This window comes from Vogesella aquatica, from assembly GCF_028548455.1.
Taxonomy (GTDB): Bacteria; Pseudomonadota; Gammaproteobacteria; order Burkholderiales; family Chromobacteriaceae; genus Vogesella; species Vogesella aquatica.
This window is the reverse complement of the sequence record NZ_JAQQLF010000001.1, coordinates 166,330-187,577: the sequence shown is the minus strand read 5'-3', so window position 1 is coordinate 187,577 and position 21,248 is coordinate 166,330. Positions and strand designations below refer to the sequence as shown.

25 protein-coding genes are annotated in these 21,248 nt (G+C 65.0%); 14 read left to right on the top strand and 11 right to left on the bottom strand.

Going from position 1 to position 21,248, the window contains the following annotated elements; all coding sequences use genetic code 11:
• Positions 1 to 27: 27 nt before the first annotated feature.
• From PQU95_RS00920 to thiD, 4 genes are read right to left on the bottom strand one after another with little or no spacing between them, the layout of a single operon-like run.
• On the bottom strand, positions 28 to 669 hold the full coding sequence (locus tag PQU95_RS00920; protein WP_272750266.1) for an HAD family hydrolase: 642 nt from the start codon (positions 667 to 669) through the stop codon (positions 28 to 30).
• Between the two features lie 53 nt (positions 670 to 722).
• Positions 723 to 1,217 carry a GNAT family N-acetyltransferase gene (locus tag PQU95_RS00915; RefSeq protein ID WP_272750265.1) on the bottom strand — a complete coding sequence of 165 codons (495 nt, stop codon included), beginning with the start codon at positions 1,215 to 1,217 and terminating at the stop codon, positions 723 to 725.
• Positions 1,214 to 1,822 carry a thiamine phosphate synthase gene (thiE, locus tag PQU95_RS00910; protein ID WP_272750264.1) on the bottom strand — a complete coding sequence of 203 codons (609 nt, stop codon included), beginning with the start codon at positions 1,820 to 1,822 and terminating at the stop codon, positions 1,214 to 1,216. Before thiE ends, PQU95_RS00915 begins: the two co-directional genes overlap by 4 nt.
• The gene (thiD, locus tag PQU95_RS00905) at positions 1,819 to 2,673 is read right to left on the bottom strand and encodes a bifunctional hydroxymethylpyrimidine kinase/phosphomethylpyrimidine kinase (RefSeq protein ID WP_272750263.1); all 855 of its coding nucleotides are present in this window, start codon (positions 2,671 to 2,673) and stop codon (positions 1,819 to 1,821) included. The genes thiE and thiD overlap by 4 nt, the downstream gene beginning before the upstream one ends.
• 112 nt (positions 2,674 to 2,785) lie before the next feature.
• Here thiD and PQU95_RS00900 point away from each other — a divergent pair, with 112 nt between their 5' ends.
• Genes PQU95_RS00900 through PQU95_RS00875 form a run of 6 tightly spaced genes read left to right on the top strand, consistent with a single transcriptional unit; the run spans position 2,786 to position 5,427 of the window.
• Complete coding sequence (locus tag PQU95_RS00900) at positions 2,786 to 2,950, top strand: rubredoxin (protein WP_026107757.1); 165 nt, start codon at positions 2,786 to 2,788, stop codon at positions 2,948 to 2,950.
• Between the two features lie 29 nt (positions 2,951 to 2,979).
• Positions 2,980 to 3,792: a M48 family metallopeptidase gene (locus PQU95_RS00895; RefSeq protein ID WP_272750262.1), complete on the top strand. Its 813-nt coding sequence runs from the start codon at positions 2,980 to 2,982 to the stop codon at positions 3,790 to 3,792.
• A 10-nt stretch (positions 3,793 to 3,802) separates the two neighbouring features.
• Positions 3,803 to 4,153, top strand: a complete 351-nt coding sequence (locus PQU95_RS00890) for an MmcQ/YjbR family DNA-binding protein (RefSeq protein ID WP_272750261.1) — start codon at positions 3,803 to 3,805, stop codon at positions 4,151 to 4,153.
• A gap of 2 nt (positions 4,154 to 4,155) precedes the next feature.
• Entirely contained in the window at positions 4,156 to 4,572 is a 417-nt protein-coding gene (locus tag PQU95_RS00885) for a CopD family protein (protein ID WP_147693151.1), read from the top strand.
• Positions 4,572 to 4,982: a DVU_2496 family lipoprotein gene (locus tag PQU95_RS00880; RefSeq protein ID WP_272750260.1), complete on the top strand. Its 411-nt coding sequence runs from the start codon at positions 4,572 to 4,574 to the stop codon at positions 4,980 to 4,982. The genes PQU95_RS00885 and PQU95_RS00880 overlap by 1 nt, the downstream gene beginning before the upstream one ends.
• Positions 4,966 to 5,427: a CYTH domain-containing protein gene (locus tag PQU95_RS00875; protein ID WP_272750259.1), complete on the top strand. Its 462-nt coding sequence runs from the start codon at positions 4,966 to 4,968 to the stop codon at positions 5,425 to 5,427. The genes PQU95_RS00880 and PQU95_RS00875 overlap by 17 nt, the downstream gene beginning before the upstream one ends.
• A 45-nt stretch (positions 5,428 to 5,472) precedes the next feature.
• Here the strand turns inward: PQU95_RS00875 and PQU95_RS00870 are convergent, their stop codons facing one another.
• Positions 5,473 to 6,357: a LysR family transcriptional regulator gene (locus PQU95_RS00870; protein WP_272750258.1), complete on the bottom strand. Its 885-nt coding sequence runs from the start codon at positions 6,355 to 6,357 to the stop codon at positions 5,473 to 5,475.
• A 102-nt stretch (positions 6,358 to 6,459) separates the two neighbouring features.
• Between PQU95_RS00870 and PQU95_RS00865 the strand changes: the two genes are divergently transcribed.
• From PQU95_RS00865 to PQU95_RS00835, 7 genes are all read left to right on the top strand, one after another.
• Complete coding sequence (locus PQU95_RS00865; protein ID WP_147686410.1) at positions 6,460 to 6,870, top strand: EamA family transporter; 411 nt, start codon at positions 6,460 to 6,462, stop codon at positions 6,868 to 6,870.
• Between the two features lie 114 nt (positions 6,871 to 6,984).
• A complete protein-coding gene (locus PQU95_RS00860) occupies positions 6,985 to 7,377 on the top strand; it encodes a hypothetical protein (protein WP_272750257.1) in 393 nt (130 codons plus the stop codon).
• 57 nt (positions 7,378 to 7,434) lie between these two features.
• Complete coding sequence (locus PQU95_RS00855; RefSeq protein WP_272750256.1) at positions 7,435 to 7,767, top strand: thioredoxin family protein; 333 nt, start codon at positions 7,435 to 7,437, stop codon at positions 7,765 to 7,767.
• 261 nt (positions 7,768 to 8,028) lie between these two features.
• Entirely contained in the window at positions 8,029 to 9,306 is a 1,278-nt protein-coding gene (gene hemL / locus PQU95_RS00850; RefSeq protein WP_272750255.1) for a glutamate-1-semialdehyde 2,1-aminomutase, read from the top strand.
• 250 nt (positions 9,307 to 9,556) lie between these two features.
• Positions 9,557 to 13,687 carry a DEAD/DEAH box helicase gene (locus PQU95_RS00845; RefSeq protein WP_272750254.1) on the top strand — a complete coding sequence of 1,377 codons (4,131 nt, stop codon included), beginning with the start codon at positions 9,557 to 9,559 and terminating at the stop codon, positions 13,685 to 13,687.
• Between the two features lie 519 nt (positions 13,688 to 14,206).
• Positions 14,207 to 14,605 (top strand): helix-turn-helix domain-containing protein, encoded by a 399-nt coding sequence (locus PQU95_RS00840; protein WP_272750253.1) that lies wholly within the window; start codon positions 14,207 to 14,209, stop codon positions 14,603 to 14,605.
• A 234-nt stretch (positions 14,606 to 14,839) separates the two neighbouring features.
• Positions 14,840 to 16,477 carry a diguanylate cyclase gene (locus PQU95_RS00835; protein WP_272750252.1) on the top strand — a complete coding sequence of 546 codons (1,638 nt, stop codon included), beginning with the start codon at positions 14,840 to 14,842 and terminating at the stop codon, positions 16,475 to 16,477.
• 47 nt (positions 16,478 to 16,524) lie between these two features.
• Here PQU95_RS00835 and PQU95_RS00830 read toward each other — a convergent pair whose 3' ends face one another.
• The 6 genes from PQU95_RS00830 to PQU95_RS00805 are packed head-to-tail and all read right to left on the bottom strand — an operon-like array spanning position 16,525 to position 19,172.
• Positions 16,525 to 16,932 carry a VOC family protein gene (locus PQU95_RS00830; RefSeq protein ID WP_272750251.1) on the bottom strand — a complete coding sequence of 136 codons (408 nt, stop codon included), beginning with the start codon at positions 16,930 to 16,932 and terminating at the stop codon, positions 16,525 to 16,527.
• A gap of 60 nt (positions 16,933 to 16,992) precedes the next feature.
• A complete protein-coding gene (locus tag PQU95_RS00825; RefSeq protein ID WP_272750250.1) occupies positions 16,993 to 17,694 on the bottom strand; it encodes a helix-turn-helix transcriptional regulator in 702 nt (233 codons plus the stop codon).
• 7 nt (positions 17,695 to 17,701) lie between these two features.
• Positions 17,702 to 17,944, bottom strand: a complete 243-nt coding sequence (locus PQU95_RS00820) for a recombinase RecA (RefSeq protein ID WP_272750249.1) — start codon at positions 17,942 to 17,944, stop codon at positions 17,702 to 17,704.
• A gap of 9 nt (positions 17,945 to 17,953) precedes the next feature.
• On the bottom strand, positions 17,954 to 18,433 hold the full coding sequence (locus tag PQU95_RS00815; protein WP_272750248.1) for an EVE domain-containing protein: 480 nt from the start codon (positions 18,431 to 18,433) through the stop codon (positions 17,954 to 17,956).
• Positions 18,430 to 18,792 carry a DUF1801 domain-containing protein gene (locus tag PQU95_RS00810; RefSeq protein ID WP_272750247.1) on the bottom strand — a complete coding sequence of 121 codons (363 nt, stop codon included), beginning with the start codon at positions 18,790 to 18,792 and terminating at the stop codon, positions 18,430 to 18,432. The genes PQU95_RS00815 and PQU95_RS00810 overlap by 4 nt, the downstream gene beginning before the upstream one ends.
• Positions 18,793 to 18,815: 23 nt before the next feature.
• Positions 18,816 to 19,172 carry a VOC family protein gene (locus PQU95_RS00805; protein ID WP_272750246.1) on the bottom strand — a complete coding sequence of 119 codons (357 nt, stop codon included), beginning with the start codon at positions 19,170 to 19,172 and terminating at the stop codon, positions 18,816 to 18,818.
• Between the two features lie 304 nt (positions 19,173 to 19,476).
• On the opposite strand from PQU95_RS00805, the gene PQU95_RS00800 reads away from it, so the two are divergent.
• Entirely contained in the window at positions 19,477 to 21,186 is a 1,710-nt protein-coding gene (locus tag PQU95_RS00800; protein WP_272750245.1) for a GGDEF domain-containing protein, read from the top strand.
• The last annotated feature ends 62 nt before the right edge of the window (positions 21,187 to 21,248 follow it).

Below are 21,248 nucleotides of genomic sequence, written 5' to 3'. Positions count from 1 at the left end.
GGCGCGGCCAGGGTTGGCCGCACGGGCTTACGCCAGCAGCGGCAGCGCGTCGGCCAGCGTGTGCAGCGTGGCGTCGGCGCTGCGGAAGTCGTGGCTGTGGTTGAAGTCGTGGCGCAGCACCAGGCAGCGGCAGCCGGCGGCACGGGCGGCGGCCAGGCCGGCGGCGGAGTCTTCCAGCACGCACACGGCGCTGGCGGGCAGCTGCAGTTTGTCCAGCGCCAGCAGGTAGGCCGCCGGGTCGGGTTTGTGGCGGTCCACGTCTTCCTTGCTGATGACCAGCTCGAAGCGCCCGGCCACGCCGCAACGCTGTAGTACCGCGTCCACCATCCAGCGCGCCGCACTGCTGACCACGGCCAGGCGCACGCCGGCTGCCTGCGCGGCGGCCAGCAGCGCGTCGGCGCCGGGGCTCAGGCAGGCTTCGTCGGCCAGCAGCTGCTGGTAGCGCGGGCGGAAGTGTTCGTTAAAGGTGGCCAGATCGATCTCAAGGTTGGCCAGCCGGAAAAAATGGCCGGTGACGGTGGGCCAGTCACCGCCCATTACGTCGGCGTAGCGGCGGTAGTCGACGGGGTGGCCAAAGGCGGCGCAGGTGTCGGCCAGCGCGCGGCCTTTCAGGCTTTCGCTGGCGGCCAGCGTACCGTCCAGGTCAAACAGCAGGGCTTGGGTTTGCATCGGGTTAATGCCATGGGAATGAGGTGGGCAGTGTAACACGCCCCCGTTGTGGCTCAGCCCAGCGCCAGCAGCAGATTGCGGTGGGCGCTGCCGTCCAGCTCGAACACGGTGTCGCCGACGTGTTGCAGCCCTTGTGCCTGGTAGAAGGCGATGGCGCGGGTATTGTGCTGCCACACGCTGAGCCACAGCGCGCCGGCACGGCGGTGGGCGTGTTGCAGCAGCTGGCGGCCCAGCCCCAGGCCGGCAAACAGCGGGTGGACGTACAGCGTGGCCAGCTCGCAGTTGGCCGCGTGCTGGCCGGGGCAGGCTTGGCCGTGGTGCAGCGTAGCGTAGGCCAGTAGTTGGCCGTCCCGCTCGGCCAGCCACAGCTCGTGTTGCGGGTCGGCCAGCAGCGCCTGTTTGGCCTTGATGGTGAAACGGCCCAGCACGTAGCCGGCCAGGCTGGCGTTGATGCCGTCGGTGCTGTAGGTATGCAGCCAGACCAGCGCGCCCAGTGCGGCCAGCTTGGCCGCATCGTCGGTGCTGGCGCGGCGCAGCGTGGCGCTCACGCGTACAGTGCGGCCAGGGCGGCGGCGCGTTCGGCGATGCCGTCGCCGTCGAACAGGCTGCCGATCACGGCGATGGCGTCGGCGCCGGCCGCCACCACCTGGGCGGCGTTGTCGGGGGTGATGCCGCCGATGGCCACGCGCGGCACGCCCAGGCCGGCCGCGTCGGCAAACAGCGACAGCGGCGCGTGCACGGCGCCGGGCTTGGTGCCGGAGGCAAACATGGCGCCGAAGGCCACGTAGCTGGCGCCGGCAGCTACCGCGCTGCGCGCCAGGTCCAGGCTGTTGTAGCAGCTGGCGCCGATGATGGCACCGTCGCCCAGCCGCGCGCGGGCGGCGGCAATGGCGTCGTCGTCACGCCCTAGGTGTACGCCGTCGGCGCGGACGGCTTCGGCCAGCGCCACGTCGTCGTTCACGATAAACAGCGCGCCACGGCTTTGTGCCAGGCTTTTCAGGATGTTGGCCTGCCACAGGCGGCGCACGGCGTCGCTGCCCTTGTTGCGGTATTGCAGGATGCGCGCGCCACCGTCGAGGGCGGCGCTGACTTGCTCGATCAGCTGTTCGCTGTTGTCGGTGTCGGGGGTAATGGCGTACAGGCCGCGGATCATGGCGTGTCGGTGTCCTTGTCGTCGTCTTCGCTGGCGTCGTCGTTGGCCCAGAACAGGCGGTCGGGGATGTACTGGCCCATGCCGGGACGGAAGCCGTAGCGCAGCGCCTGCCAGGTGAAATCTTGTGCTTCTTTTACCGCTTCGGGCACCGCCAGGCCGCGTGCCACCAGGCCGGCAATGGCCGAGGCCAGCGTGCAGCCGGAGCCGTGGAAGCTGCCGTTCAGCCGCGGCCAGGTGTCGGCGCGGATCTCGCCGGCCAGGTCGTACAGGCGGTTTTCCACGTCGCGGGTGGCTTCGTGGGTGCCGGTGATGAACACGTAGTCGCAGCCCAGCCGCGTCAGGCGCTTGGCGCAGTCGGCCAGGCTGAGGCTTTCTTCGTCTTCGTCATCGTTGGCCGCCAGGCGGCGCGCTTCCACGCTATTGGGCGTGAGTACGGTGACTTGCGGCAGCAGTACGTCGCGCAGCACGTGGATCAGCTCCTCGCGCGACAGCTCGTCGCCACGGCCGCTGGCCAGTACCGGGTCGTAGATCAGCGGGATGTCGGGGTAGTCGCTGGCCAGCTCGGCAATGGCCACGGCATTGTCGATGCTGCCTATCATCCCCACCTTGAACGCGGCCACCGGCATGTCTTCCAGCACCGCGCGCGCCTGGTCCAGCACCCATTCGTCGTCGATCACCATGAAGTCCTGCACGCCACGCGTATCCTGCACGGTGATGGCGGTAATCACCGATAAAGGGTGGCAGCCCATGCTGGCCAGGGTAAGGATATCGGCCTGGATGCCGGCGCCACCGGTGGGGTCGGAGCCGGCCAGCGTCAGCACAATGGGGGGGAGCGGGTTGTCAGTGCTCAAGGCTTGACCTCTTTTCTCGCGGCTGGATTTACAATAGGGGCAATGCGGTGTGCCGCGCGGCGATTGTAACGCGCCCCCATGACTTCATATTACTCTTTCAAAGGCTAACGCTATGCAAACCTGGATGTGTCTGATCTGCGGCTTTATCTACGACGAAGCGGCAGGCCGCCCCGAAGACGGTATCGCGCCGGGTACCAAGTGGGAAGACGTGCCCATGAACTGGACCTGCCCCGATTGTGACGCCCGCAAGGACGACTTTGAAATGATGGCGTTTTAAGCCATCTGCAAGCAGAAAGGCAAACTACGATGAACAAGCTGGCTACCCGCACCGCTACCGCCCTGCTTCTGGCCGCCGCGCTGGCAGGCTGTGTCAACACCACTTCCAGCGGCGAGGTGGGCGTCAAGCGCAAGCAGTTCGTGCTGCTGTCGTCGCAAGAGGTAGACCAGCAGTCGGCGCTGGCCTATAGCCAGGAGCTGGCCAAGGCCAAGCAAGCCGGTGCGCTGAACGCCGACCCGGCCACCAGCCGCCGCGTGCGTGCCATTTCCGACCGCCTGATCCGCCAGGTGGGCGCTTTCCGCCTGGACGCCATGAAGTGGCAGTGGGAAGTGAACGTGGCCAGCGTGGACGAACTGAACGCCTACTGCATGGCTGGCGGCAAGATCATGGTGTACACCGGCCTGATCAACAAGCTCAAGGCCACCGACGACGAGCTGGCCACGGTGATCGGCCACGAAATCGCCCACGCGCTGCGCGAGCATAGCCGCGAAGGCATGAGCGAGGAGTACGCCAAGCAGGCCGGCCTGAATATCGTGGGCCAGCTGGCCGGGCTGTCGCAGACGTCCATGCAGTTGGCCGCACTGGCCACCGACGTGGCGCTGTCCAAGCCGCACAGCCGCGTGATGGAAACCGAAGCCGACACCATCGGTCTGGAGCTGATGGCGCGCGCCGGCTACAACCCGCAGGCCTCGGTATCGCTGTGGCAGAAGATGATGAAAGCCGGTGGCGGCAGCGGGCCGGGCTTTTTGTCGACTCACCCGTCCGGCGATGCGCGTATTGGCGAGCTGCAACGCCTGATCCCCAAGGTGATGCCGCTATACCAATCCGCCAAGCGAGCCTGAGGCGTTTCACGTGAAACTTACCCCCGCCCAGCTGGACCAACTGCAGGCTAGCGCGCTGGCGCTACCCGGCGCCGGCAGCGAGCTACTGTGGGACGGCGTAACGGTGCTGAAGGTGGAGGGCAAGATGTTCGCCACCTTCGTGGCCGATGCGCTGGCCTACAAGGTAGCCGATGGCGATTTTCTGGCGCTGTCCGGCCTGCCCGGCGTGCGCCCGGCCCCTTATCTGGCGCGTGCGCACTGGATCAGCGTCGCCAGTAGCGAGGCGCTGCCGCTGGCCGAGCTGGCGGCAGGGTTGGCCGCATCGCACCGGCTGGTGCTGAGTAAACTCCCCAAAAAAGTACGCGCCGCGTACGGACTGTGACCATGGCCTATTTGTATATCAAGGCGTTTCACCTGTTTTTTGTCATTTCGTGGTTTGCCGGCCTGTTTTACCTGCCGCGCCTGTTTGTGAACCTGGCCATGGCCGCGCCCGGTGCCGAGTACGACCGCCTGCTGCTGATGTCGCACAAGCTGCTGCGTTTCATGACGCCGCTGGGTGTGCTGGCCATGGCGCTGGGCCTGGTGCTGTGGCTGGGTTACGGCGTTTCCGGCGGCTGGCTGCACGCCAAGCTCACACTGGTGGCCGGCCTGATTGCCTACCACGGCTACTGTTTCAAGCTGCAGCGCGACTTTATCGCGCGGCAAAATACGCGCAGCCACGTGTGGTTCCGCTTCTTCAACGAGCTGCCGGTGCTGGTGTTGCTGGCCGTGCTCATTCTTGTGATCGTGAAACCGTTCTGATGAAACTGCTGCTCCCCGCCCTGCTGGTGGCCTTGCTGGCCGGCTGCCAGCGCGACGACTGTACCGACGGCGTGTTCGTGCTGTCCGGCACCGACTGGGGCGATACCCCGGCTGCCACTACCGCCGCCCTGCCCGGCAAGCTGCTGCCCGGCCAGGTCCCCCCCGGCCTGCAGCGCGCCAGCGACGGCCACTACCCCGGCACCAAGGCCTACTGCAGCGTACTGGCGGCGCGTAGCGACTACACCGATGCGCTCAAAGGCGGCCGCCTGCAGCCTGGCCAACCCTGGCACGTGTACCGGCTGGACGCACGTTGGCCGCAAGACGTCTACCCCTACCGCGAGGCCGACTGGCGCCTGAAAGCCCCGGCTCGCCCCATCAAGAAAGAGGAATCCCATGGCAGTGGAAATTGAACGCCGTTACCGCGTAAACGGTGAGGCCTGGCGTGGCCTGGCCGAAGGCGTGCGCTACCGGCAGGGTTACCTGTCGGTAGAAAAAGAGCGCACCGTGCGCGTGCGCGTGGTGGGCGAGCAAGCCTGGCTGACGCTGAAAGGCCAGATCAGCGAGATCAGCCGCCACGAGTTCGAATACACCATTCCGGTAGCCGAGGCGCAAACCATCATGGACGCCATGTGCCCGATGGTGGTGGACAAGCTGCGTTACCGCATCGAAATGGGCGGCTTTGTGTGGGAAGTGGACGAGTTCTTCGGCGAAAACGCCGGCCTGGTGCTGGCCGAGATCGAGCTGCCGTCCGAAGACACGCCGTTCGACAAGCCGGCGTGGCTGGGCGAAGAAGTCACCTTCGACGGCCGCTTTACCAACGCCTACCTGTCAAAGAACCCGTTCAGCCGCTGGTAAGCGGCACGGCAAGTTGGCCGCCACCCCATGGGTTGGCGGCCCTTTTCATGCCTGCTGCGCAGGTACAGGCTGGCCGATAGTGGCCAGCGCACGGCCAAACAGTGTGGCCAAGGCGCGCGCTTGCGGGTGCTGGCTACCCGGTGGCCGGTATACCGCCAGCGGTACGGTGCCCAGTGCCGGCAGGCGCGGGTGGCGCAATACCACGCTGTCTGGCGGCGCGGTATCCGGCAACAGGCCGGCCACGCCCAGACCTGCGCGCACTGCCGCCTGCACCGCCGGCAGGCTGGCGCTTTCGAACACGATGCGCCACGGCTGGCCGGCCTGGTCCAGCGCCGCCAGCATGCGGTCGCGCCAGCTGCACGGTGGCGCAAACATCACCAGCGGCAGTGCGCCGTCCGGCAGTGTGAAATAGCGGTCGGCGTACCAGTGCAGCGGGCAGCCGTGGGTTTCGTCGGCCACTACGGCGGCGGGCTGCTGCGGCAGCGGGGTACACACCATGATGTCCAGCTCGCCCTGCGCCAGCGCCGGGAACAGCGCCTTGCTCAGCCCCAGCTGCACCGACAGCCGCAGGCCGGGCTGGTGCGCGGCAAAGTCGGCCAGTACCTGTGGCAGGCAGCTGCCGGCCAGGTCTTCCAGCAGGCCGATGCGCAGCGGTGCGCTGCCGGTATCGGCGCTGGCGTACTGACCGGTAATGCCGTCGGTCAGCGCCAGCAGGCGGCGCGCGTGGGGCAGCAGCCGCTCGCCGGCGGCGGTCAGTACCACGCCGCGCGTGCTGCGCTGTAGCAGGGTGTTGCCAAGCTGCTGCTCCAGCTTGCGCAGCTGCAGGCTCAGCGCCGGTTGCGTCTTGTTCAGCTGTTGCGCGGCACGGTTGATGCTACCGAGGTTCACGATGCTGACAAAGCTGCGCAGCAGGCTGGTGTCGATGTCCATGGTTATAAGTATTGCTTATGAGTGTGCTCGAAAAGGGCAGTCTACCTATAGCCAAGCTTGGCCGCTAGCATGGGCTATCGTCCCCTATTACCGGAGTGCACCATGTATCTGGCTGCCTTGTTGCTGGCGGTTGCCGGCTCGATTGTTTACCACCTGTCCATCAAGCAGATCCCGGCGGGGATCAACCCCTTTCTGACGTTGGCTATCAGCTACGGCCTGGCCATGCTGGTGTGCCTGGTAGCGCTGCCCTTTGTCGCCGGCAGCCGCCAGCTGGGTGCGCTGGACTGGAGTAGCGCCGGCGTGGCGCTGGGCATTCTCGGTATCGAGCTGGGCTTCCTGCTGGCCTACCGTGCGGGTGGCAGTATGGGCGTGGCCGGGCTGAGCAGCACAGCGCTGAGTACCTTGCTATTGCTGCCGCTGGGTTACTGGCTGTTCCGCGAAACCCTATCCTGGCCACGGCTGGCCGGTGCCGGGCTGAGCCTGACCGGCTTGTGGCTGATGCTGCAGAAATAAGCCACAGCCTTGCGGCCAACCCTGGCTGTATGAGCGGTAGGCGCGGGTGGCACTGGGGTTGGTCGCAGGGCTATGGCATGATGCTGTTTTCATTTGGCATTCTGGGGGCGCAGCATGCCAGGTCTGTTCGCTTTGCTGTTATTACTGGCATTTGCTGCCATACCGCTGCTGATCGTGTGGCTGGTGGTACGGCTGACTGGGCGCGAGCAGGCCAAGGCGCCGGTGTCTGCAGGCAAGGCATCGCCCGATGCATCCGAGGCTGGCGTCGTGTTTTTTGTTGCCGTGCTGGCGACGCTCATGATCGTGCCAAGCCTGATGGCCGAGGTGGCCAGCGGCCGTATCGCCTGGACGCTGCGTGCGATCGGGCGCAGTGTCGAGGTAAGCGCTGCGAACCAACCCGCGGCTTTTGCCCTTGGTGCCGCACTGCATCTCGCGATGAGCTGCGTGTGTATCGGCCTGTGCTTCAAGTTGTTCCGCGACTGGCGGCGCAAGGCCGGGCGGCGCTAGCCGCCAGGTGCCGGCTGCGCTACCTTGTCGGCAGTCCCTCTTTGCCGGAGTCCTGCCATGCCCTATCTCGCCACCTATTCCCCCGACGCCCCCGAGCGCGCCGCGCTGGACGCCCTGCCCGGCCCTGTTTTGCTGGAGTTCGGCGCCGGCTGGTGCCCGCATTGCCAGGCGGCACAGCCGGCCATCGAACAGCTGCTGCAACAGGCGCCGCAGTGGCAGCACGTGAAGGTAGAAGACGGTGCCGGGCGGCGGCTGGGGCGTACTTTTCGCGTGAAGCTGTGGCCCACGCTGATCCTGCTGCACGGTGGCGTGGAGCTGGGCCGTGTGGTGCGGCCAACCTCCCGCGCCGAGCTGGCGCCACTGCTGGCCTTGCTGCCCGCAGCAGACTAGGCCGCCGGCAGCGCCGAACGCTGCGTTTCTGCCCGGTGGTGGCCTTGCGCGCCGATTTGCCGGACAATCCTGCCCTTGATGACAGACGCCCGCTGCAGGGTGCGCCGCCGCCATGGCCAAGACATGACGGTGGCTGGATACAGGTCAACGCTTGCCTGCGCAGCTTGCCGTATCCTGACCGACAGGATTTTGCCGGGTAGCGTGCGCTGCCCGATGCCCCATTAGCCCGTGCGGCGTGTGATGCCGCCAGAAAGGAATACGATGTCCCGCAATCTCGAGCTGTTTGAACGTGGCAAGCAGGTGATCCCCGGTGGCGTGAACTCGCCGGTGCGTGCCTTTGGTCAGGTAGGCGGTACCCCGCGCTTTGTGAAGCGTGCCGAGGGTGCCTATTTCTGGGACGCCGACGACAAGCAGTACCTGGACTACGTGGGCAGCTGGGGCCCGGCCATCCTGGGCCACGCCCACCCCGAGGTGGTGAAGGCGGTACAGGATGCCGCGGTGGGCGGCCTGTCTTTCGGCGCCCCGACCGAAGGCGAGATCGAGATCGCCGAAGAAATCTGCAAGCTGCTGCCGTCGGTAGAACAGGTGCGTTTGGTGAGCTCGGGTACCGAGGCCACCATGAGCGCTATCCGCCTGGCGCGTGGCTTTACCGGCCGCGACCTGATCGTGAAGTTCGAAGGCTGCTACCACGGCCACTCCGACAGCCTGCTGGTGAAAGCCGGCTCCGGCCTGCTGACCTTCGGCAACCCGTCGTCCGGCGGCGTGCCGGCTGATTTCACCAAGCATACGCTGGTGCTGCAGTACAACGACGTGCAGCAGCTGGCCGACACCTTCAAGGAGCTGGGCGACAAGATTGCCTGCGTGATCCTGGAACCGATCGCCGGCAATATGAACCTGATCAAGCCGTCGGCCGAGTTTGTGCAGGCGCTGCGCAGCCTCACCGAGCAACACGGCGCGGTGCTGATCTACGACGAGGTAATGACCGGCTTCCGCGTCGGCCTGCAGTGCGCGCAAGGCCTGCACGGCATTACCCCCGACCTCACCACCATGGGCAAGGTGATTGGCGGCGGCATGCCGCTGGCAGCCTTTGGCGGCCGCGCCGACATCATGGCCAAGATCGCGCCGCTGGGTAATGTGTACCAGGCCGGTACGCTGTCCGGTAACCCGCTGTCGGTGGCCGCCGGCCTGACCACGCTGCGCCTGATCCAGCAGCCGGGCTTCTACGACACCCTGGGCCGCCGTAGTGCCAGGTTGGCCGCAGGCCTGGCCGACGCCGCCCGCGCCGCAGGCGTGCCGATGACCACCGATAGCGTGGGCGGCATGTTCGGCTTTTACTTTAGCGACCGCGTGCCCACCAGCTACGCCGAAGCCACGCAGTGCGACATCCCGCGCTTCAAGGCCTTCTTCCACGCCATGCTGGACGAAGGCGTGTACCTGGCACCGTCCGCATACGAAGCGGGCTTTACCTCGATTGCCCATACCGACGCGCTGATCGAGGACACCATCGCAGCCGCCGGCCGCGCCCTGGCACGTATCTGAGCTGCTGGCGCAGCACCCCGACACCCCGCCCTGTCCCAGCGCGGGGTGTTTGTTTTGCTGCACCGCGTATTGGCCGTGGCGGGGTGCCCGCGCTTGCCGTAGTATTACGGGTTTGTCTAACCCGCAGGCGTGGCTGCACCTTGGCCGCCGTGCCTGTTTAATTTGAATAATCGCTGATAAAACAACGCTGCCCGAATACGGCCTTTACCGGTGGGCAGCCGCTTGCTCAGCCATTGTTTATCAGGCTTACATGACCGCGCTTTCCATCGACTTTACGCTGGACACCCTGCCCGCCCACACCATGGCCGTGCTGCACGCGCTGGCCCTGCTGCCCTCGGGTGAGTCCAAGGCCGCGCTGCTGGCGCTGCTGCAGCTGAACCTGATTCGCGACGAACACGGCAAGGCCGTGAATGGCGACAAGCTGGGTGTGATTCTGGGCGACCTGGAACACCGCGGTGCCATTGTGCGTACCGCCGGCTTGCCCTACCGCATTGCCCCACCCGCCCGTAACGCCGTATTGCTGCAGCTGATGGGCGAACAGGGCGAGCTGTCTGCCTGGGCCGAGCTATTGTGCGAACACCTGCCGCTGCCGCGTAACCAGTGGGACGTGCCCGGCGCTACCGCCATCCAGCTGCGGCTGTGGCTGGCCATTTTGCAGGGCAAGGCCGAGCCTACCCAGCAGTGGCTGGCGCAGTACCAGCAGCTGATGCAGGCCGGTGGCGCCACGCCGCAGCCGCCGTTCAAGCGCCTGTTCGCCAACGCCGCCGGCCGCCAGCTGTTCGACCGCCTGGACGACGACATCCAGGTACTGCTGCTGCAAGACTATCTGCCCGACGCCAACTGGCGGCTGGACCACTTTGCCGAAGGCTACCGCTACGCGTTGTCGCGGCTGGACGACGGCTACCGCGACTGGGACGACCTCACCGCCCAGCTGCTGTTGCAAGGCATCTGGCGTGCCGATTTCGAGCTGGTGCGCCAGCCCGGCGCCGAAGGCGACGGCCTGCCGGTAGCGCGCCTGTGCTACCTGCCGGTACTGCAAGGCCGCTTTGCCGAGGCGCTGTCCATGCTGGACGACTGGCTGGCCGACATCCGCGCGCAAACCAAAAAGCGCACGGTAGATTTGCCCGCGCCGCTCAACGCCTTTTACTGCCTGGCGCTGATCGGCAGCCAGGAAAAAGCCCGCCAGCCGCAGCTCAAGCAGGCCATCGCCAGCGCCATCAAGCAGCGCTACGGCCATAGCTATTACGTGCTGCAGCACTTGTTGCTGCTGCAGGAGGGAACCGCGCTATCGGCCAAGCTGCAGCTGCCGGACGCCAGCGCCCTGTGTGGTGTGGACGGCCTGCTGCTGGCCCTGGGTGCGTTCTGGCTGGACGTGAACCAGGCGCGCACCCCGGCCTGGCAGGCGGCGCTGGCCAGCTTCCGCGACCAGATGTTCGAAGAAGGCTATGTCTGGGTGGCCGAAGAGCTGGCCGCCCTGCTGGAGCGCCAGTTTGGCGAACGCCGCGCCCACCCGCGCTGGCACGCCGAGCGTGGCCTGATCCCGCTGGTAGCCGCCTACCAGCGCCAGGAAGCCTGGCAACACGCGCTCAATGCGCTGAAGCTGCTGGGCGCCGGAAAATCCCCTGAAGGCAAGGCAAACGTGGATAGCAAACAAACCCGGCTGGCGTGGCTGCTCACGCTGGCCCCGCACGGCGCCCTGCTGGAGCCGCGCGAACAGAAGCTGGGTGCCAAGAGCCAGTGGAGCAAAGGCCGCGCCGTAGCGCTGCGCCGCCTGCTGGACGAGCCGGAAAGCTTCGATTACCTGCAAGAGCAGGACCGCCAGCTGCTGCGTTACATCCGCAGCCATCACGACCAGCATCATTACTCCAGCAACAGCGCCTGGGAGCTGGACGCCGAAAAGGCGCTGCCCTTCCTGGTAGGCCACCCGGCCATGTTCTGGGGCGACGCGCCGGATGTGCACATCGACGTGGTGGCCGGCAGCGTGGCGCTGCAGCTGCAAGAGCGCGACGGGCAGATCCGCCTGCGCCTGTCGCCGGCCAAGATCACCGCCGACAGCGAAGTGGTATGGGAAAAAGACACCCCCACCCGGCTGATGGTGTACAGCGTCAGCCGCGAGGTACGCCAGATCGCTGCCATTCTGGGGCGCGAGCTCACCGTGCCGGTAGCGGCCAAAGCGCAGCTGGTAGAAGCCGTGACCAGCATTGCCCCGCTGGTGCCCATCCATTCCGACCTGCCCGAGTTGGCCGCCAATGTGGACGCCGTGCCGGCCGACGGCACGCTGTACGCCCACCTGCTGCCGCTGGCGCAGGGCCTGCGCATGCAGCTCTTGGTGCGCCCGCTGCCCGGTGGCAGCTGGAGCCGCCCGGGCCAGGGCCTGGAAACCATCGTGGGCGAGCTGGACGGCCGCACTGTGCAAACCCAGCGCCGCCTGAAAGCCGAAAAAGCCGCGCTGCAAAAAGTGCTGGACGCCTGCCCCGGTCTGGCGGCCGCCGAAAGCGATGGCCAGGAATGGCAGCTGCCGGACCCGCAAGCCGCATTGCAAGTGCTGTCCGAGCTGCAGGCGCTGGACGCCAGCCTGCTGGCCTGTGTGTGGCCGGAAGGCGAACGCATGCGCATCAAGGGCCGCCGTGGCCTGCCGCAGCTGGCCATGGGCCTGAAGCAGCAAGGCGACTGGTTCGTGCTGAACGGCCAGCTCAAGCTGGACGACGGCCGCGTACTGCAGCTCAAGGAGCTGCTGGCGCTGGTGCAAAACCAGCCCGGGCGCTTCCTGCAGCTGGGCGATGAAGACTGGCTGGCGCTGACCGATGTCATGAAAAAGCGCCTGGACGAGCTGGCGCTGCTGGCCGACCACGTGGGCAAGGACGGCGTTTACCTGTCGGCCCTGAACGCCCCGCTGCTGGCCGAGCTGGCCGGCGAGGTGGGCGAATTCGACGCCGACGACGCCTGGCAGCAACAGTTGGCCGCACTGGAAAGCCTGCGCGATTACCAGCCGCAGGTGCCGTCCACGCTGCAAGCCACGCTGCGCGACTACCAGCAGGAAGGCTACGCCTGGATGTCGCGCCTGGCGCGCTGGGGTGTGGGTGCCTGCCTGGCCGACGATATGGGCCTGGGCAAGACCGTGCAAACCCTGGCCCTGCTGCTGGAGCGCGCACCGGATGGCCCGCAGCTGGTGGTAGCGCCGACCTCGGTAGCGCTGAACTGGATCGCCGAAGCCGCGCGCTTTGCCCCCACGCTGAAAGTGCGCGCCTACCAGCAGCAGCGCACGCTGCTGGGGCTGGACGCCATGGATCTGGTGATTGTCAGCTACGGCCTGCTGCAGCAAGACGCCGACGCCTTTGCCACCGTGCCGTGGCAAACCGTGGTGCTGGACGAGGCGCAAGCCATCAAGAACGCCGGTACCAAGCGCTCGCAAGCCGCCATGAACCTGCAGGCTGGCTTCCGCCTGGCTGCCAGCGGCACCCCGGTAGAAAACCACCTGGGCGAGCTGTGGAACCTGTTCCGCTTTGTGAACCCCGGCCTGCTGGGCAGCCAGGAACGCTTTGCGCAGCGCTTTGCCACGCCGATCGAGCGCGGTGACAAAAACGCCCGCCGTGCGCTGAAGCAGCTGATCCAGCCGTTTATCCTGCGCCGCACCAAGACCCAGGTGCTGGACGAGCTGCCGCCGCGTACCGAAATCACCCGCAAGGTGCCGCTGTCGGCCGACGAGCTGCACCTGTACGAAGCCATGCGCCAGCAAGCGGTCGAAAAGCTGGACGAGCTGCAGGGCGACGACGGCAAGCAGATGCAGGTGCTGGCCGAGATCACCCGCCTGCGCCGCTTCTGTTGCCACCCCAAGCTGGCGTTGCCGGATTCCACGCTGTCCGGCAGCAAGCTGGCGGCCTTTGCCGATATCGCCGACGAGCTGCTGGAGAACGGCCACAAGGCGCTGGTGTTCAGCCAGTTTGTCGACCATCTGGCCATCGTGCGCCAGCTGCTGGACGAACGCGGCGTGCGCTACCAGTACCTGGATGGCAGCACCCCGGCGCGCGAGCGCAAGGCGCGCGTCGACGCTTTCCAGAAAGGCGACGGCGACATTTTCCTGATCAGCCTGAAAGCCGGCGGTACCGGCCTGAACCTGACGGCGGCCGACTACGTGATCCACCTGGACCCGTGGTGGAACCCGGCGGTAGAAGACCAGGCCAGCGACCGTGCCTACCGCATGGGCCAGCTGCGCCCGGTAACCATCTACCGTCTGGTGGCCGAGCACACCATCGAAGAGCAGATCGTGGCACTACACCACGCCAAGCGCGATCTGGCCGACAGCTTGCTGTCCGGTGGTGACATCAGTGCCAAGCTGGACGCCGAAGCACTGCTGGCCTTGTTGAAAGGCGACATTGCTTAGGTGCTGGCCCGCAGCCGTACGAAACGTTCGCGCCCATACCGCCCCACGCCGGGGCGGTATTTTTTTGTCGACTGTCTGCCGGGTGTGAACATACCGGCGCGGCGGTCACGAAATAAGCGCCGCCCGGCCATGGCCAGGTGGCTGGCAAGTTGTATTGTGTGACGCGCATTGCATGTGGCGTGGTGGCTGGGCCACGGTCAGCGTGCGGTTGACCACAAAACTGGGTGTGTGATTTTGTATGATTTGCGCCTGCATTAATACAACAAAGCAGACAGATGCACACATTAATTGTGTGAATTGTGTGATTTAATTGTGTTTATGTATTAATACAAGTGGCGAGCAGTGTATTTGCCAGGCTTTGTTGTTGTTATTGCTGGGGTAATTCCTTGTGCGCCTGCTGTGCTACGTCGCGCTTGTTGTAAAATCAATACATACAGCCATACCTGTTGTGTGTATTGATTGTATTAATACTGCGCCGTCTGTATGATTGCCGTTTTTCGCTACCTGCCGGAGCCTGCCATGTCTGTGTTGCCTGACTTTGAAAGTGCCGAATTCGCCCCCGCGCTGAAAGCCATCCGCAAACAGCTGCAGCTGTCCCGTACTGCGCTGGCTGCGCAGGTAGGCTTGTCTACTGCTGCCATCCAGCGTTACGAGGCGCAGGATGGCAGCAACATCAAACCCAGCCGCGACGCTTACGAGCGCCTGTGCAAGGTGCTGGCTGAATTACTGCAGCACAGCAGCACGCCGGCGGCTACTTTGCCGCGCCCTGCGCCGCAGGTCTTGCCGGCTGTGGCTGCTACTGCGGTGCGCAGCGAGCCGGTACTGGCGCCGGGCATTTTGCTAGCCGACGCCACACTGGAACAGTTGATCGCGCGTGCCAAATCCATGGGTGCCAAGAAGGTCACGATCGAGTTCTAGCGTGCCGGTGATGCTGTGCGCGGGCCCGACCGCAGGCAGGCTTGTTTGTGTGACATTAATCGTGACAATTGTGTGTTTTCAGCGGCTTGTATGATTTCGTGACGGAGGGTGTCACAAAACAACAGCCATGCCGGGCGGCCTGGCTACCCTGAATGGGCATTGCAGCTATGTCAGACGGGTGACGACGGGTAGACTGTCGTACTTCGATCAGCCTGACTAGCGATGCCTTTGCCAATGATTGACCCTTTACTCTCCACCGAAGACCTGATTCAGCGGGCCAATGCGCTGCGTCTGAACGATTTGTTGCAAGCGCAACAATATGCCGAGCAGGCGGTAGCGCGTGCCGAGGGGCAGGTGCTGCTGCTGGCGCAGGCTTTGCAGATACGCGGGCGCATTTATAGCGCGCGCGGTTTGCTGGGGCAGGCGCTGGAAGACGCGCTGGCGGCGCGCCAGCTGTTTGGCCAGCTGGGCGACCCTTTCAGCGTGGCGATACAAGACGCCTTGATTGGCAACGTGTACGTGCACGAAGGCTTGTTTACCGACGCGCTCACGCTCTACCTGCAGGCGTTGCCGCATATCGAGCAATCGCAGTCCAGCGAGTGGTATGCCAGGTTGCTGAACAACCTGGGTTACGCCTATGTGCAGATCAAGATGGCGGACAAGGCGGCGCCGTTTATCGAGCGCTGCGTGGCGCTGGCGCGGCAGAACGGGCACAACCACACGCTGGCCATGGCGCTGGACAGCCTGGCGCGGGCGTACATGCAGCAAGGCAAGTTTGCCGAGGCACGCCAGCTGCTGGGCGAGGCCTTGTTCCTGTTCAGCGCCACAGACACCAAGGGCTATGAGTCCCTGTGCGAGCTGTACCTGAGCTACGCCAGCAGCGAGGCAGGCCTGGGCAACCTGCCGGAGGCGTTGCGGCTGCTGGACAAGGTACAGGCGCTGGCGCGCGAACACGGCCGCCTGCGCCAGGAGGCCGACGCGCTGTACCGTGCCGGTGCGCTGTACCGCCAGCATGGCCGCTGCGAGGCGGCGCTGGGCAAGCTGATGCAGGCGCTGGCTTTGCTGTCGCTGCACGATATGCGTAGCGCGTTGCACGAGTGCGATTACGAAGCCGCCATGTGTTACCAGGCGCTGGGCGATTACCAGCTGGCGTTCGAACATTTCCAGCGTTTCCACCAAGGCCGCGAGCGTGTGTTTACCCAGCAGTTCGAGGCGCGCATGAAGCATGTGGAGCTGATGTTCCGCCTGCATCAGGCCGAGCGTGAGCGCGAGTATTACCGTGAAACCAGCAATAACCTGGCGCGGGAGGTGGAGCGGCGTAGTGCGCGGCTGCAGGCGGCCGAGCAGCAGGCCAATACCGATATGTTGACCGGCCTGCCCAACCGCCATCACTTCTGGCCACGGGCTGATGCCATGTTGGGCGTGGGTGCGCGCTGGAGCAGCCTGGTGCTGGTGGATGCCGACCACTTCAAGCGGGTGAACGACACCTTTGGCCACCTGGCGGGGGATCAGGTATTGCGCGGTATTGGCGAGCTGTTGGCCGCACTGGCCCGGCCGCAGGACCTGTACTGCCGTTTTGGTGGCGAAGAGTTTGTGTTGCTGTTGCCCGACACTCGTGCTGCCGAGGCGGCGTTGCTGGCAGAACAGTTACTGCAACAGTTGGCCGCAAGCTCGTTCAGCCTGTTACCCGGCCATCAGGTGACCCTCAGTGCCGGGGTGGCCGAGCTGTATGCCGAGGGCGCCTCGGGGGGCAAGCAGCGCCTGCGTGCATTGCTGGGTGCGGCAGACCAGGCGCTGTACCGCGCCAAGGATGGCGGCCGCCGCCAGGTGTGCCTGGCCAGCGTGCAGGGTGCCGGCACGGCGCAGACCTAGCCCCGCGCCGCTGGCGCTGCGGCAAGGCGCGGGGTGCAGCCCGGGTGTCAGGTGTGCGGAAAACCCGGGTTCCACGCTACTTCCCACAGAAAGCCGTCCGGGTCGCGGAAATAGCCGCTACGCCCGCCCCAGAACACATCTTCTGCTGGTTTCACGATGCTGGCGCCGCGTGCGGCCAACCCGGCCAGCACCTCGTCTACCTGGTGCTTTTCGCGCACATTGTGCGCCAGCGTAAAGCCCGGAAACGCCGCTGTCGGGCTGTCGGCCACGCTAGCGTCCCCGGCCAGCGCGGCGCGTGGGTATAGCGATAGCCAGGTTTTGCCCAGCTCGAAAAATGCCACGCCGGCGCCGTCCGGCATGGGGACCTGCGGCAGCTGTAGCACGTCGCGGTAAAAGGCGGTGGCGCGGGCCAGGTCGGCCACGCCCAGGGTGACAAAGCTTAGTCGTGCTTCCATGAAAAGTCTCCGTTAAGTAGCGCGCACACCGTGCTTGCGTTGGTCGCTGTGGCTTGGCCGTCAGTCTGCGCTGCGGCGGTGCCACGGTTGGTGGGTTTGACGGTACAACCGTTCGCGTGCGCTGTCGCCGGCATCGCTTTGCTGCAGGAAGGTGTCTAGCGAGATGGTATCCGGCCAGCTTTGCGCACTGCTTGCCAGGCTCTGGATGCGGTCGATGCGAAAGTGGCGGTAATCGCGGCGCAGCAGGCACCAGGCCGCCAGCGTCCAGCGATCGCCCCAGAAAAACAGCCCCAGTGGTGCCACTTCGCGCTGCGTGCCATTGCCGGCTTCGTCGCGGTAGTGCAGCAGCAGGCAATGTTGTTGCTCGCAGGCGGTGCGCAGTGTAGGCAAGGTGTGCAGCGGGTAGTGGCCGCCGGGCGGTACAAATAGCGGTGCCGGCGTCAGGCCGGCGCTGCCCAGTACGCCATGGATCTTGCTGACTGCGCTAGCGGCGGCGGCCGCGGTGTCACTGTCGGCCCAGCTGGCCAGCATGCGGGCGCCCACCTCCAGTGCGGCCAACTCTTCGGCGCTGAAGCTCAGCGGTGGCGGCGTAAAGCCGGCTTCCAGCCAGTAGCCTTCCCCGGCTTCGCCATTTACCGGCGCGCCGCTGGTGAGCAAGTCCGCCATATCGCGATACACGGTACGCTGTGATACCTCCAGCCACTGCGCCAGCTGCGCGGCGGTAGTACGCCGCCGCCCGCGTAGCAGCAGCAGTATCTGCATCAGTCGGTCAGCCCGGCGCATATTGCTCTGCCAGTGTCAGGATGGCCGCGATACTGGCGCGCGCTTGCGGGCTGTTCTGCCAGCAGCTGCTGCGCAATAGCCCGGCTATTTGCCGGCAGAGCGCTTGCGCATCGGCCCCGGCCAGCTGTGCCAGCGAGCTATAGCCCAGCTGTTCCAGCCGGCTGATGACGGTAGGGCCGACGCCTTTGAGTGCCAGCATGGCGGCGTGTTCGTGAGCGGGAAACGGCATGATGGCCTCTTATGTCGCTGTGGTAGCCGGCAGTGTCGCGCCCATGGCCTGTGCGATCAAGGCAAAATCACTGGCGCTGATCTCCAGGTGGCCATAGCGGAAAGGGTAGCCCCAGCGTGCCGGGTTTTCTATAAATGAAAGCCGGCTTAGCAAGGGACGGATGGCGGCCGGCTGGCTGGGTAGCCAGTGGATATCGCGCCGCCATGGCACAAGGTCTTCATGCATGGCCACCTGATACGCGTTAGCGTCAGCCACGTAGCCCAAGGCGGTAAACTGCTGGCAAGGCTCGCGCCCCTGCAGGGTCAGCACCGGCGAGTAGTACACCAGGCCATCACCGGGCTGCATGCGCGCCAGCGCGGCGTGCTTGCCGTGGCAGAGCTGGGCAAAGCCGCCTACCAGGCCGCGGCCAACGTGCTCTTTGCAGGCCACGCCCACCCAGTAGCGCGGCGGTCGCGGGGCGATGCCGCCGAGTTCGCCCTGGCGCCTCATGTGGCTTGCTGCTGCCACGCGGCAAGCAGGTAGGCCGCAACCTGCTTGCGGCCTACCTCCTCCAGGCTGTGCAGTTTGATATGGCGCCGCAGTTTGCCGCTACCCTCCAGCGTCCGGTGCGGGTCGGCTAGCTGCGCCCCGGCACTGAATTCCAGCGAAACGTGGGCTTGGTAGGCAAATAGCCCGCAAAACGGCGCATTGTCGGCAAACAGGATGCCACCGTACTTGATCTCCTCCTGTATACCGGGTGCCAGCGCCAGGATGTGCTGGCGTACCGCTTGCAGGATGGTGTGCTGCAGTGGCTGTTGCTGGCTGATATCGCACAGCCATTGCTGTGTGCGGGAGATGGGTGGTGACATGGCGGCTACCTCTGTGGCGGTGTTTAGGGTTCGGTGTGCAAGCCGATAATGTTGCCTTCGCTGTCGGCAAACAGACCGATCTGGCCATTGCCATCCGGCAGGGACATTTCGGGCAATAGCACCTGGCCGCCGTGTTGTGCTGCACGGCTCAGTACCGTGCTGACATCGGGGCTGCCGTCCAGATAAATGCGTGTGCCCTGGGCAGCGGGCTGCAGCCGCGGGCTGGCCATGATGCAGCCGCTGCTATCGGGAAATACGGCAATGTGGTCATCCATGAACTGTTCCACTTTCAGTTCCACGTGGAACACCTGCTGGTAAAACGCGACGGCACGGTCAAAGTCGGTAGCCGGGATCTCGAACCAGTGAATCATATTGCTCATGATGTGTCTCCTGATGAGGTAGTAGCGGGTTGCTGCTGCCACTATGCCGCTACCCTGCTGCCAGCATTCTGTCAGCAGCGGCGGACAGAAGGTTGTGCAGTGGCAAAACGGCAACAACCCGCGCCACAGTGCCTGGCTATTTGCCGGCGTATTTTTTGCTTTTGTCCTAATACGCAGCGTACTGGGTATGATCACCCGCTACGCAGGTGGCGCTGATGCCCACGGGGCGTGTTGTGGTCGGATGGCGCAAATGGCTGAAAGGAAAACAGTTTCTGAATATGTGTGGTAACCAGACATGCTCACCATGATGAGTAAACCTGCCTCGACGCGCCCGAATCTGGCGCTAAAACGGCGCATCGCCCTGGCTTTGCGCCGCTCCCGGCATAGCCAGGACACCGGCCAGCACCAGATCGGGGTGCAGGCCGCAGAGGAGGCACTGTTGCTATGCGAGCTGCCGCACTACCTCCCGCAGTGGCAGCAGGCCATGGCGCAGCTGGCGCTGCACCAGTTTCGCATGGGCCATTTTGCCGATGCGGTGCGCAGCGGGCTCGAGGTGGCGGCTACTCTGGGTTTCGGTACCGATGCAGCCTTGCGTGCCGAAGTCTTGTGTGTGGTGGCCATTGCCTGCAATGAAATGGGCTTGATGCAGGATGGTCTCAAATACGCGCTGGAGGCCCTGGCCGCTGCGCGTAGCAGTAATGAGCCGATACAGATCATCAACGCCTTGAACCGTGCCGGCGTGTGTACTTATGGCGCTCTGGGCGATCTGGAACAAGGCGAGCAGCTTTTGTGTCAGGCTGCCGAGCAGGCACGGTTGGCCGGCGAGCGCGTGCTGCTGTTTGCGGCGCTGAACAATATCGGCACCTTATACAGTAGCGAGGCACGCAAGCAATTGAAGCTGGGGCGTCAGGCCGAGGCACATACCCTGTTGCACTGTGCGATGCAGCATTACCAGGATGCCTGGCAAAGCGCAGGCAGTACGGGAAACCGCCACCAGTGGGCCATGCTGCAAACCAATCTGGCAGAGGCTTATGTCGATCTGGGTGAGTTTGACCGTGGCCGGGCAGCGTTGGCCGAGCTGCGCCACGCGCTGGCAGGTAGCGACTTCCACTCGCTGCAGCGCAACGCAGACCTGATAGAAGCCACGCTGCTGCAGCGTAGTGGCCTGGTGGGAGAAGCCGTGGCTGCTTTGCAGCAGATGCTGGCCCTGCCGGGCAATATGATCGAATTCGAGATGCGCCATTTTGCGCAGGAAGAGTTGTACCGCTTGTACAAGTCCAGCGGGCAGTTCGAGCTGGCCTTGGCCCAGCTGGAGGCGCTACGCCACAGCGAGCAAGAGCAGAACGAGCAGCGTAGCAGTACCCAGGGCTGGGCCATCCGCAAGGAGCTGGAAATCACCAGTGTGCAGCTGGCGGCCGAGCGCGAGCGGCTGTACGCCGAGCGCGAACGGCTGCGTGCAGCCCAGCTGGAGGCGGAAAAGATTGTTACCGAAGCGCGCATGAGCGAGCTGGAACAAGCCGTACTGATCGATCCGTTGACTGGGGTAGGCAATCGTCGCTGTCTGGATCTGGAAGGCCCGGCCAGGTTGGCCGCATTGGGCCAGCAGCTGCATGGCATGGCGGTGGTGGTGGTGGATCTGGATCATTTCAAATCCATCAACGACCGTTTTGGCCATGTAGTTGGCGATGAGGTACTGAAGAAAGTGGCGCAGCTGATGGCGCTGAGCACCCGTGGCAGCGATCTGACTGTGCGTTTTGGCGGCGAGGAGTTCGTCTTGTTGCTGATGGAGCAGTCGCAAGACAGCGCGTTGCGCTGTTGCGAGCGTTTGCGCCTGGCCATCCTGAATTACAGCTGGTCCGAGGTACACCCCCAGCTACAGGTCACGGCCAGTTTTGGCATGCAGTGGTGCCAGGCCCCGCTGCCGTGGGAGCTGGCTTTGCGTCAGGCCGATCTGGCTTTGTATCAGGCCAAGCGTCTGGGGCGCAACCGCCTGCAGCTGGCTAGCCCGGGTTAGGTTTTTCGCGCTGTGTCAGCAAAAAGCCGCCTGAACAAGGCGGCTTTCTGTTTTTTACAGCG